Genomic DNA, 12,372 nt, shown 5'->3' with positions numbered 1-12,372 from the left:
ATAAAATGAAACTATATATATTAGTAGTAATACTATTGTTTCCGGTACTGAACTTTTCACAAGAGAAGGTAGAAGGTATGATTATGGAAGCAAACGAAGGAAATAAACATATTGGGTTACCTGGCGCAAATATTTATTGGATGAATTCTCAAATCGGGACAATTTCAAACGAAAAAGGTTTGTTTAGTATTCCGTATGACAAAGCTTATGATAAATTAATTATTAGCTATATCGGTTTTACATCAGACACCCTAACTATTAAAGCGCCGAAAATGGTGCATCATTGGTTGAAATCTTCAAATGAATTGGATGAGGTAGTAGTGCAACAGAAACGTGAAGCCGTACAGAAAAGCTATTTCAGTTCGCAAAATATCATTACCATAAATAGTGATGAATTATTAAAGGCTGCTTGTTGTAATCTTTCTGAAAGTTTTGAAACCAATCCAGCGATTGACGTTAATTTCTCCGATGCATTAACAGGTACAAAACAAATTCAAATGTTAGGTTTAACAAGCCCGTATTTGCTGATAACCCAAGAGAACATACCTATGGTGCGCGGTGCATCACAAGCTTATGGTCTAACTTTCACACCAGGCACTTGGGTTGAAAGTATTCAAATTACCAAAGGTGCGGGGAGTGTTGTTAATGGCTATGAAAGTATCTCAGGGCTAATTAATACAGAATTGGTAAAACCTTTAACTGACAATGCATTTTTTGTAAATGGATATGGAAACATTAATGGTAGACTTGAATTGAATACACATCTGAATCAAAAAATATCAGATAATCTAAGTGTTGGTGCTTATTTACATCACAATAGACGAGATATTGAAGAGGATAACAATGATGATGGATTTTTAGATGCACCGCTTGCAAATCAATTGAATGCTATGGCTCGTTTGCAATATCAAAATCCCGAAAAAGGATGGGTTAGTTTTTTAAATCTCCGATATTTAAATGATGATAAACAGGTTGGGCAGGTTGATTATAACCCCTCAACGGATAGGCTTGCTAGTAATGCTGTTTTAACTGGAGATGAATTATGGGGAAGCGAAATTAATACAGAACGTTTTGATTCTTCGTTAAAACTGGGGTATGTATTTCCTGAGTTACCTTTTCAAAGTATTGGCTTTCAAGCGTCGTATAGCCTGCACAATCAAGAATCTTATTTTGGGTTAAATCAATATGATATTGAACATGAAAGTGTGTATTCTAATCTGATTTTTAATTCAATAATCGGAGATACACGTAGCAAATTTAAAACCGGATTTAACTTTGGTTATGATGGGTACGATGAATTGGTAAATGCAACAAATTATTTACGTGATGATGTTTCAGCCGGTGCCTTTTTCGAATATACCTATGAGAACTTAGAGCACATAAGTTTAACTGCTGGACTTCGAGTTGACACCCATAATCGTCTAGGTAATTTTGTTACGCCTCGTTTGCATGTGCGATATACGCCTTGGAATCGGGGTAGCATTAGGGGTGCCGTTGGTAGAGGCCGTAGGGCAGCAAATATTTTTGCTGAAAATCAGCAACTTTTTGCATCGTCTAGACAAATACAAATTTTAGATACTGAAGGAAGTATTTACGGACTAGATGCTGAAGATGCATGGAATTTTGGATTTAGTTTTTTACAAGGGTTTACTTTCTTAAACCGACCCGGTAATATTACACTTGATTATTATAAAACTGATTTTAAAAATCAAGTCGTAGTTGATTGGGAAAACCCACGCGCTATTACCTTTTATAATCTTGATGGTAAAAGTGTTGCTAATAGTTTTCAAATTGAACTCAACCACGAAATTCTAAAGAATTTAGAATTCCGTACGGCCTATAAATACTATGATGTAAATACCGATTATAGAAATGGAAATTTGCAAAAGCCATTGCAAGCGCAACATCGATACTTTGCAAATTTGGGATATGTGACAGAAATTACGGATTCTGGAGGCCAATGGCGGTTTGATTACACCTTACATACCGTTGGTAAACAACGTTTGCCGAATACCGATGTTAACCCACCAGAATATCGTTTGGGTGAGTTTGCAAAAGGCTATAGTTTAATGAATGCTCAAATGACGAAAGTATTTAGCGAAAAGTTTGAAATTTATGTCGGTGGTGAAAATTTGTCTAATTTTAGACAACAAAACCCAGTACTGAGTGCTGAAAATCCGTTTGGCGCAAATTTTGATACCAGTATTGTATATGCACCGATTATGGGGCGTATGTTTTTTGCAGGATTTCGATATAAAATAAAATAGTTTAGGGTCGCCTTTAAAATGGGCCTGAATAAACTTTAATAATAATTTAATATGAAAAAGATATTTTTAATAGCGGTGCTAAGCTTGTTTTTTGCAAATGTGAATGCACAAGACAAGAATAAAAAGTTAACTATGGATGTTAACGGCAAATGTAAAATGTGTAAAACTCGAATTGAGAAAGCTGCGCTAAGTGTCAAAGGAGTTAAATATGCAGATTGGGATATTCCAAACCATCAATTATCTGTAATTTTTAATGAAAACAAAACAGACCCCATGAAAATTAAAACGGCTTTGGTAAATGTGGGACACGATACAAAAGAATTAAAAGCAACGGAAGAAGCTTATCTCACAGTACATCCATGTTGTAGATATCGAGAAGATAATAGTGATGATAGCCAGCATCACTAGACACTATTTCTTAATTAAAAAAGCGCATACCAATTTTTGGTTTGCGCTTTTTTAGTTACAATACTATTTTAATCCCAACTCATTTTTTGTAATCGAACCGCGTTTAAAATTGCGAGTAAAGCTACACCTACATCTGCAAATACAGCTTCCCACATGGTAGCCATTCCGCCTGCACCTAGAATAAGTACAATCATTTTAACACCAAATGCTAAGGCGATATTTTGCCATACAATTTTTCGCGTTGATCTACTTATTTTAATAGCCTTTACCACTTTAGAGGGTTGGTCTGTTTGAATAATAACATCAGCGGTTTCAATGGCTACATCACTACCTAAACCGCCCATAGCAATACCGACATCACTTGCTGCTAAAACTGGAGCGTCGTTAATTCCATCACCAATAAAAGCTATTTTATTTTTAGGATTTTTTTTCAAAATCTCAACTTCATTTAACTTGTCTTCTGGTAATAAGCCTCCTTTTGCAGTTGCAATATGTAGTTCAGCTGCTACTTTTTGAGTTATAGCATCTTTATCACCCGATAACATCATGATATTTTGAATACCAACTTTTTGCAATGCAGTAATCGTTTCTTTTGCATCATCCTTCAATTCATCTGCAATAAAAACATAACCAGCAAATTCATTTTCAATAGCAACCAAAACTATTGACTCTACAATTGTTTCAGTTTCCGCTAAAACTTCAATATTATGGGCTGTCAATAATGCCTTATTACCGACTAAGACAGTTTTCCCATTTACAGTCCCTTTCAGACCTTTACCAGCAATTTCAGAAACATCAGATGCGCTAAATTCAGAACCTTCTTCTTTGTACGCTAAAATAGCTTTAGCAATGGGGTGGGTAGATTGTTCTTCTATAGCCATGAGGTATTTCATAAATTCTTTTTCCGCATAGCCAATCGCTTTTATTTCTTTTATTTTAAAAACTCCTTTGGTAACTGTTCCTGTTTTATCCATCACCAAAGTATTTATTTTGGTCATCGCATCTAAAAAAGAAGCTCCTTTAAATAATATTCCGTTTTTTGATGCAGCGCCTAATCCTCCGAAATATCCCAACGGAATAGAAATCACCAAAGCGCAAGGACACGAAATCACCAAGAAAATTAAAGCTCTGTACAACCAATCTGTAAATACATAATCGTCAACAAAAAAGTAAGGTATTAATGTAACGGCTATGGCTAAGTACACTACAATTGGAGTGTAAATGCGGGCAAATTTTCTGATGAATAATTCTGTTTTAGATTTACGGGCTGTCGCGTTTTGTACTAAATCTAATATTCGCGCAATAGAACTGTCTTTAAATTCTTTTGTTACTTCAACTTCAATAACGTTTTCTAAATTGATGCTTCCTGCAAAAACGCTAGCACCTTTCAAGATGGTATCTGGTTTACTTTCTCCGGTTAATGCTGCTGTGTTTAAAGTTCCTTTTTCGGATATTAAAACCCCATCTAACGGAATCTTTTCACCAACTCTTATTTGAATTTTCTCACCAATAGTAACCGTTTCTGGGGATACACTTTTCACATCGCCGTTTCTAAAAACATTTGCTTCTTTGGGCCGAACATCTAATAGGGCTTTTATATTTCCTTTGGCTTTATTTACTGCGGCATCTTGAAACAATTCACCAACAGCGTAAAATAGCATGACTGCAACTCCTTCGGGGTATTCGCCAATTGCAAATGCTCCAACAGTTGCAATTGACATTAAGAAAAATTCAGTAAAAACGTCACCATTTTTTATACTCTTCCAGCCTGCTTTTACTACGGGAAAACCTACAGGTATATATGCTATTCCATACCAAATAATGCGAATCCAATCTTTGAAAAAAGTTGTATCAAAATAGTCTAATGCAATGCCTATAATCAGCATTGTAAAACTTATGACTGCGGGTACATACGTTTTAAATCCACTTGATTCACCACCGTGGTTGTGACCATCATCATGACTATGATTATGTTTGTCCTCAGTGTGTGGTTTTATATCTCTTAAATTGCGTTTCTTTTTTTTCATTAGTAAACTTTAGGTCAAAGATTGTGTAAAATGAAATGCAATGGAAGTGCATTTAATGACCACTACATTTATCACAAATACCTTTCACCACTAAGTTTACATTTTCTGAAACAAAACCCTCAGGTACTTTAATTTGCGGAATTTTATGCTCTGTTAAACAAATTGTTTCATTACAAATATTGCAATGAAAATGTAAGTGTAAATCGGTTTCAATTTCGCAACTACACCCTTCTTCACAAAGTGCATATTTTGTAATACCCGTGCCATCATCTATCTGATGCGCAATTCCTTTTTCTTCAAAAGTTTTTACGGTTCTGTACAAGGTAGTTCTATCAGCTTTTTCAAAAGCATTTTCAATATCACTTAGGGTTACCGCTATTTGCTTTTGCGCAAGAAACTTATAAATAAGCAACCGCATTGCCGTTACTCGAATATCTTTTGACTCTAAAAGTTGTTCTATAGTTTGCATGATTAATGGGAATGACCGGTGGAACCTTTTTTCATTTCTGCAATTAGGTAATACGCGTTGTTATAGGCAAATTTTGTGTCTGGTTCTATTTCATTAGTAAACTGAACCGACACCCATGTGTCATTTTTTTGACCTAAAATAACTTCTACAGGTTTAAAACTCCAATCTTTACCTTCTGGTTCTACCGTAAAAACAAAAAATCGATCGCCATCTTTAATAATTGCACTTTCTGGAAATGCCATTGTTTCTGTTTGTTCCACTTCAATTTTACCTTGAATATACATACGCGGAATTAAATTTCCTTGTTTGTTTTCGATTTTTGTATGCAATTGCAAGGCTTTTAAGATCTATTCAAAAGTTTTACTAACAGAATAAATGTCTGCGGTTAATTCTACCTCTGGAACCGACTTCACTTTAAAGGTAGCTTTTCTTTGCTTTGGACAAAGCTCTTTCAAAAACCATTAAATCGAGTATGTACGCGATGTGTTTAGAATCTCAAAAAGTTCGTTTAGATGGCTACCATCTAGTACACAAACTGTAATACTTTCTTCGGTATAAGAATTTTATCAATTGAATGAATTGTGCCATTTGATGCTTCAAAATCAAACTCAATAAAATTAGTATTTTCTTCGGTTGCATCTTGCAGTATCACTCCTGCAGCACCTTCAGATACTTCAATAAAATCATTAGGAATTAAGGTGGCCAATTTACCTGCTTTTAATTCACTGCGTGTAATTGACTTTTCAACTACATGGCCTAGAATAATTTCATTTAAAGCTTCTAGCTCTAAAGGATTATTGAAATCATTGAACGAATTGTAACCGTCTCCCAGTATTTCGAATAATTTTTCGATTGCTGCATTGGTTGGTGTAAAAATAGTATAGTCGCCTTGGTCGAAACGTTCCGTTAAATTTGCTTTTGTAATGGCCTGTGCGAATAATGAAAATTCATCAGTCTCATGTAGCAAGTCAATTAAAGACAGTGTTCGTGCGAGCTTTGTAAGCACTAATTTTGGCAGCAAAACTTTGTCGATGATGTGAATAACACCATTGGCTACCTCAATATCAGATTTTGTAATAGTCGCAGCTTGGTTTGTAGCGTCTTGTAAAGTTACGCCGTTTTCTATATTAATTTGTAGCGCTTCAGATTGTAAGGTTTCTAATAATTGAACGCTTGTGATGTCACTTAAAAAATTAGCATTGTCAATAACTGTATGGTATTTCAATATCTCTGCTAAAATCTCTTTCTCTATAGCTTCATCAAAATCTAAAATATTAGAATAATCTTTTAATGAAGTTAAAAAGTTAGTGAAGGCCTCATTGCTAGGGACAAAAAATGTAAGCTTACTATCTGCAGCTGCTAGTATTTTTTCTAGTTCATTATTCGTGCCTTTTAATGCTGTAGCAGAAATTGTTACATCAGCTTCCGATTGAATATACTCAGCTGCAGTTAAAAGAGTTATTTCTTCAACTTCAGTAGCAATTTCTTCAGTCTCTTCAGAAGAATCGGTTTGTTTTTCTTGATGTTGTTCCGCTTCAATTATGGTGGTGGTATCATCGTTTTTAGAACAGCTTAATATAACAAGTAAACTTAAGAGTAGTAGTGTTATATTTTTTGGCAATTTTAAATTATTCATTTTAAATGTGATTAATTGTCTGGTTACAAATTAGTTTATTCAAAAAAGTATAATCTTAGTTCTTCAATAATTCTAGGTTATGTAAACTTTAAATTTTTAGTTTATAAAGCAGCATTTGCTAATTGAGCGGTTTGCTTTTCTTCAACATTTGTATCTGATAAAGTTTTTACAAATGCTATCAGCGCTTTTAATTCTTCTTCACTTAGGTTTAGTTCGTCAAAAGGCAATGTTTGATGTTCTAAGTCAAAGCCCATTCCGCCACCGCCACCTTTGTTATAAAAGTCCATTACCTCTTCTAGTGTGTTGTAAATTCCATTGTGCATATACGGAGCTGTGAATTCTGCGTTACGTACTGTTGGCGTTTTAAACATACCTAAATGTTCAGCTTTGTTATAACGCCAGTAAAATCCTAAATCATCATCTAAAATTTTATTGTTTTTGGTTTCTGGTACGCCAATTACTTCTTTTTCAGTTTCAGCATAAAATGGAGGTACTGTTCCATTTGTTAAGGGTATGAAATGACAAGTAGCACAAAGCGCTTTGCCCATAAATAGGTTCATACCCAATTGCTCTTGTTCCGTAAACGAATCTTCTTCGGCTCTCATATTCTTATCGAATTTTGAGTCGAAACCGTTCAATGTTGAGATGTATGATGAGATTGCTTTTATTATATCTGTATTTCGTTTTGAAATGCTACCAAATGCTTCTTTAAATAATTGGTGATAGGTTGTATCTTTTAAAATTTCGGTAGAAAATGTATGTACACCGGTATTGAATTCTTGTTTGTTATTAAATACTGATGAAATTTGATCTAGAATATTTTCTGCACGTCCGTCCCAAAAAAAGCTTTTTTGAAAAGCAGCATTTATTAAAGTAGGTGAGTTGCGCTGAAGCGGATTTCCATTAGTATCAAGATTAACCGAAAGCCCATCGGTGTATGCCTTTTCTGGAATGTGACAGGTTACACAAGCCATAGTGCCAGATTGTGATAAATTGGAGTCGAAGAACAGTTTTTTGCCTAGGGCTATTTGCTTTTCGGATGGGTTTCTATTAATAGGCGGCGTAAAATATTCTAAATTAAAAGCATCCTTTTCAAAAAAAGTAGGTGCGTCAAAATTAAAAGGTTTGTTGTTTACACCTTTCCAAAGCCCACTTTCTTTCCGAATGCTCACCCAATTGCGTGTTATTGGATTCATATAATCGCGAATAAAAGTGTAGCGGTCGAATGTATTAAAATCTTGATTTTCCTGAATAAAAGCAATTGCACTTTCAATATTATTCTTGAAACTGGAATTTAAACTGCTGTTTTTCTCTAGAATTATTTCTTGTAATGTATGGTCGTAAATCACTTTTAAACTTTGGAGTGAAATGATAGTTTCATTTAAACCAAGTTGACTAACAGGGGTGTCGAATCCTGAAATTCCTAAACTAATTATGCGTAAAAGTTGTTGGTGAGTCGCAATAAAAAAACGTTCTACATTTAATTTTCGTTCCGATACATTCTGCATCAGATTTACCATTAAACCTTTGGTTAGATTTACTTCACGAATAAAAACAGCAGGATCTTCACCACCTTCATAAATAGACTCTTCTATTTTTTGTAACCCAATTGGGTTTAATATTCGTTCGGTATCTTCTACAAAAATGGGCAAAGCTGGCCCATTTGTTCGATGTCCTACTTGGGGGTTGAGGTACGATGCATATGGCTCTGCTTTTTTAAAAGCAATTCGAAGTTCTTTAAAGATTTTTTTAGCTTCGACACTCTCTGCTTCAACTTTACTTAAAGACCCGATGAGCTCTACAGCTTCGGTCATATTTTGTTGGTAGTAGGTTTGGGCATAGCTCCAATCTACCGTATCAATTTTTTCAACAGTTGCCAACTGTTCATTTTTTTGTTTGCAAGAAATGACACTTAGTAGTAATATAAGGAAGAAGTGAAGTTTAGACATGATTAAAGTATATTGTAATGAAAATTATAAATAGGGAAAGACCTCCAACAATAGCTAGAGGTCTTAATCCAAAAAAGTAGTAGGGTTTTATCTTGGTAAACCTTTTAAGATTACAATTTGTCCACCTTGTTTGTCTTCTCTAGCTCCTGCTGCTATTGCTTCAGGGTTTTCAGACTCCATATCGTGGCCATCTTTACTTTTAAAATCATCATTCTGCCAGTAGTGTGGTTGAAGATTCAATAAAAATGTATCGTCAATGCCAACTTTATCTGAAATATCAACTAAAGCTCCAAATTCACCGCTGAAACCTGTGCTTCCAGATGGACTAAGATCATTTCTAATTAATAACTCTAATACTACTTTGACGTTATTACCATTTAAATCTGTTTGGTATATTGCAGCTGCATGTCCTCTATCAAATGAATTAGGGTCTTCTTGAAGGTAAATAAAGTTTTCAGTAACGGTAATGTTATCTGGACTTTGTAATTCAGGTAAGTTACCATCCATGTTGTTTGTATCTGTATTACCACTTACAATTTGAGTTAACTTTCCAGTTAAAGGAGAATCTTCGTCCAACTCTAATTTGTAGGCTGTACCCCAATCGTTGTATGTACCTTGTCCTGGTCCTCTTCCTGTTACCGCAAAGAATACGTTTCTTGCGTTGTCTACAGAACCTTTTTGATAATCAACATCTTCTACACGCATAAAAGCTGAAGCACCTGCAGCAACGCATGCATCTTCCATTTCATCTTTGGTCATGGCAGCACCGTTTTCTATTTCAACGAATTCAACTGCATATGTTTCTTGAAAAGCTAATTGACCTTCGTTGTATATAACACCTTCTTCAACTGCCATTGGGTTTATTGGATTACCATTTGCATCGGTAGCTCCTGAAGCAACTTCTTTAAATTTTAATACATAGATTTTTCCGTTGTTAAAATCGGCATCTCCATTTTCTGAATAGTATAAAGTAACCTGACCTTCAGATCCTGAAGAATCGTCATCGCCACCAATAATAACAGTTTTTCCCTTGTATGTGTCTCTTGGTAAAGGCACTGCGTTTTCCCAAGAAAACTCACCCAATGCATCTAAACCAAAATCTGCAGTTGGAGTCGGTACTACAACATGGGGATCGATACCCTTTACATCATAATGAAAGCTTTCTGAAGCTGAAAGAAAAATATCTTTTGCACCACCATGTATTGAAGCTTCCCACATGGTGCCTGAACACTGACGAGCAAAATCTGCAACACCTGAATTCAATAACCATTCGCCACCTGTTGGGTTAAGGTTTTTATCTAAGTGAATTCTGCTTACAGCATAATTATCTTCAGCGTTAACTACATACATGTAACCATCACCTTCGTTTAAAAATCCAGCCCCATCTTGGGCACCTACTAACTGAAAACCGTCTTCTAAAATGTCAGTTGAACTTATTAAAGAATAAGGCTCTACAAAATTGAAGTTAGAGTTCATTACTACTAATGGGTCAAGCTCAGACTTGTTCTCGAAGATGGTTCCTGCTTCTTCATGGTTGCCGCCATTACTACCCACAAAATTTTCTAATTTTTCACAAGATGTTGTTGCTACTAGGCCTGCCAGTAATAACATTTTAGATGCTGCTTTCATTTTTGTTCTTTTGGTTAATTATTACATTAATTTTGAACAAAAGTATCTTAGCAAGTGTCAAATGATGTTAACTGATAATGTTGCTTACTTAAACGAAACTTCAAGTTTGCGTTAAATCGTTAGCTAAATGTTAGCATTTGTTTTCATTCTAAATAGCGGTATTGTTTTTAAGTTTTTCTAGCGTAGTTTTAATCCATATATAGCTTATTTAGAACGCTATAAAAACTATTCGTATTATAATAAGAGCAGGGTGCTATATTATACCTAAAAAGGCTTTTTTGTTGGGAATCAGCAATATAATGTAGATATTATTTTGATTACAGGGTACCCTTAAACATTTGTATATGTTGATAACAATTGTGATGTTGAAGAATTCACAAGCTTGTTCTGCTTAAGGTGAATATTGACAATTTAAATTGAGTGGGGCGTTTATTTATTTTATTCGAATACGAAACGCTTCTTCCGGATTACGGAATAACAGCTGATCTACATCATCTTGAGTGAATCCATTTTGTAACAGCGCAGGTACTAAATCTTCAAGTATAGCCTGAAAGGGGCGTATGGCTCCGCCACTTGGAAAACCATTGCCATCATGTGAAACTAGTACTTTATGCAGCAACTTTTTTTCTTTGAATAGCTTTATTCTATTGACGTATTCGGTTGTATTTGGGGTTTTAAAACCATCCAAAGAAATCCAGGCGCCTTGTGTTGCTAAATCAATTAATGTGGCGTCATCTTTCAGTTTGTAAGCATGCGTCCAAATCCATGCGCTGGGGTGAATATTATGTTTTTTGAGCAGTTGCGTTTGCAAAAGCATCGCTTCTAAATTTTCACCTGTGTGTACTGCTAGGGTTAAGCCCGTGCTGAGGTGCGTAAGCAATCCCGCCTCAAATAATTTTGTATCAATGGCTGATGGCGACTTTCCATCATCAAAGCCTAGTTTGATAAAACCGGGTTTAATTTGGGATCCTTCAATGCCATTTTTAAATTCATCAATCCATATATCAGCAATCGCCTGCGCACTTGCTTTATAGGCGAATTCTGGAATGTAGCGATCATTGGCGGCACCATAAAAACCAGTATTGGTAATGATTTGTACACCCGTTTCTTCCGAAATCTTTTTTAAGTAGTCAATTCTTCTTCCAAAATAAGCTGTGGTACAATCAAAAATGGAATTCACGCCCAATGCTTTTAATTGCTTTACATACGGAATGACCTGATTGAACAATTGTACACTATCATAATTTGACGCTTCGCTGATGTCTTTGCCATAATTTGACATGGTATGCTCATGCGATAGAGTTAAACCTAATTCTGATACCTTAATATCGCCTTGAACGGTATGTATTTGATTAGCCGATTTGCTACTATTGCAGGATGATAACAATAGGGCGCTACTGAGAAACAGTATGAATTTGGATGCAAAAATTTTCATATAGAAAGATATACATTTTTCTAACACGACAAAAAGAGTGAAATAGCAATGATTTATGAAAAAGTATGAAAATCTACGTTTTTAGTGCATCCCCTAAAAATGGAAATTATTTTTAAAGAAATAATCAAAAAATAGGCAGTTTTCAGTAAAAATGAAGGGAAGTGTCGGTTGTCGAACTTTTTAAAACTGAACAGCCATTTTAAGGCATAAAGCTTCATTCTACGGGCAGATTTTGTACCCTTGGTATCGTGGGTTTTTAAAGGGGTGGACTTGGTAGAGAAGCTACGGTGTTAATTTTGCTTAAAAAACCGTTGAAATGCCCGAATTTATTGAGTTTTTTAAGTGTTAAACTTGTCACAAGATCGTAACTTTTTGGCTTTTTATGCGTCTAACTAAGAGTGGACATAAGGGTGCTTATTGCGCCCATCACAACAGACGAATAAAGATAATTAGAATGAAACATAAAGAACTAAAACACAAAGATCACGAAGCCGGACTTGATAGGACAATTACCCGTCATGAGAGCTGGAGAAATAGTCGAAGGCATACTGC

General features: G+C 35.1%; 9 protein-coding genes. 2 read left to right on the top strand and 7 right to left on the bottom strand.

Annotation, left to right across the window (positions count from 1 at the left end):
- Positions 1-5: 5 nt before the first annotated feature.
- Together JQC67_RS00840 and JQC67_RS00835 are read left to right on the top strand one after the other, a co-directional pair.
- Complete coding sequence (locus JQC67_RS00840) at positions 6-2,267, top strand: TonB-dependent receptor (protein ID WP_203250973.1); 2,262 nt, start codon at positions 6-8, stop codon at positions 2,265-2,267.
- Between the two features lie 51 nt (positions 2,268-2,318).
- Positions 2,319-2,675 carry a heavy-metal-associated domain-containing protein gene (locus JQC67_RS00835; protein ID WP_203250972.1) on the top strand — a complete coding sequence of 119 codons (357 nt, stop codon included), beginning with the start codon at positions 2,319-2,321 and terminating at the stop codon, positions 2,673-2,675.
- Between the two features lie 68 nt (positions 2,676-2,743).
- Here JQC67_RS00835 and JQC67_RS00830 read toward each other — a convergent pair whose 3' ends face one another.
- The 7 genes from JQC67_RS00830 to JQC67_RS00800 form a co-directional block, all read right to left on the bottom strand.
- On the bottom strand, positions 2,744-4,702 hold the full coding sequence (locus JQC67_RS00830; RefSeq protein WP_203250971.1) for a heavy metal translocating P-type ATPase: 1,959 nt from the start codon (positions 4,700-4,702) through the stop codon (positions 2,744-2,746).
- A 52-nt stretch (positions 4,703-4,754) separates the two neighbouring features.
- Positions 4,755-5,171, bottom strand: a complete 417-nt coding sequence (locus tag JQC67_RS00825; protein ID WP_203250970.1) for a Fur family transcriptional regulator — start codon at positions 5,169-5,171, stop codon at positions 4,755-4,757.
- Between the two features lie 2 nt (positions 5,172-5,173).
- Entirely contained in the window at positions 5,174-5,500 is a 327-nt protein-coding gene (locus JQC67_RS00820) for an efflux RND transporter periplasmic adaptor subunit (protein WP_203250969.1), read from the bottom strand.
- Between the two features lie 194 nt (positions 5,501-5,694).
- Positions 5,695-6,807: a fasciclin domain-containing protein gene (locus JQC67_RS00815; protein ID WP_203250968.1), complete on the bottom strand. Its 1,113-nt coding sequence runs from the start codon at positions 6,805-6,807 to the stop codon at positions 5,695-5,697.
- Between the two features lie 101 nt (positions 6,808-6,908).
- Positions 6,909-8,756 carry a cytochrome-c peroxidase gene (locus JQC67_RS00810; RefSeq protein ID WP_203250967.1) on the bottom strand — a complete coding sequence of 616 codons (1,848 nt, stop codon included), beginning with the start codon at positions 8,754-8,756 and terminating at the stop codon, positions 6,909-6,911.
- 87 nt (positions 8,757-8,843) lie between these two features.
- The gene (locus JQC67_RS00805; protein WP_203250966.1) at positions 8,844-10,385 is read right to left on the bottom strand and encodes a hypothetical protein; all 1,542 of its coding nucleotides are present in this window, start codon (positions 10,383-10,385) and stop codon (positions 8,844-8,846) included.
- Between the two features lie 433 nt (positions 10,386-10,818).
- Complete coding sequence (locus JQC67_RS00800; protein ID WP_203250965.1) at positions 10,819-11,772, bottom strand: phosphotriesterase family protein; 954 nt, start codon at positions 11,770-11,772, stop codon at positions 10,819-10,821.
- Positions 11,773-12,372: the final 600 nt, after the last annotated feature.

It is taken from the genome of Aurantibacter crassamenti, assembly GCF_016811105.1.
Lineage (GTDB): Bacteria > Bacteroidota > Bacteroidia > Flavobacteriales > Flavobacteriaceae > Aurantibacter_A > Aurantibacter_A crassamenti.
This window is presented reverse-complemented; position numbering and strand designations above follow the sequence as displayed.

Coding starts and splice junctions, on each gene's coding strand:
- JQC67_RS00810 (WP_203250967.1), bottom strand. CDS start 8,756: ATGTCTAAACTTCACTTCTTCCTTATATTACTACTAAGTGTCATTTCT.
- JQC67_RS00815 (WP_203250968.1), bottom strand. CDS start 6,807: ATGAATAATTTAAAATTGCCAAAAAATATAACACTACTACTCTTAAGT.
- JQC67_RS00805 (WP_203250966.1), bottom strand. CDS start 10,385: ATGAAAGCAGCATCTAAAATGTTATTACTGGCAGGCCTAGTAGCAACA.
- JQC67_RS00835 (WP_203250972.1), top strand. CDS start 2,319: ATGAAAAAGATATTTTTAATAGCGGTGCTAAGCTTGTTTTTTGCAAAT.
- JQC67_RS00825 (WP_203250970.1), bottom strand. CDS start 5,171: ATGCAAACTATAGAACAACTTTTAGAGTCAAAAGATATTCGAGTAACG.
- JQC67_RS00830 (WP_203250971.1), bottom strand. CDS start 4,702: ATGAAAAAAAAGAAACGCAATTTAAGAGATATAAAACCACACACTGAG.
- JQC67_RS00840 (WP_203250973.1), top strand. CDS start 6: ATGAAACTATATATATTAGTAGTAATACTATTGTTTCCGGTACTGAAC.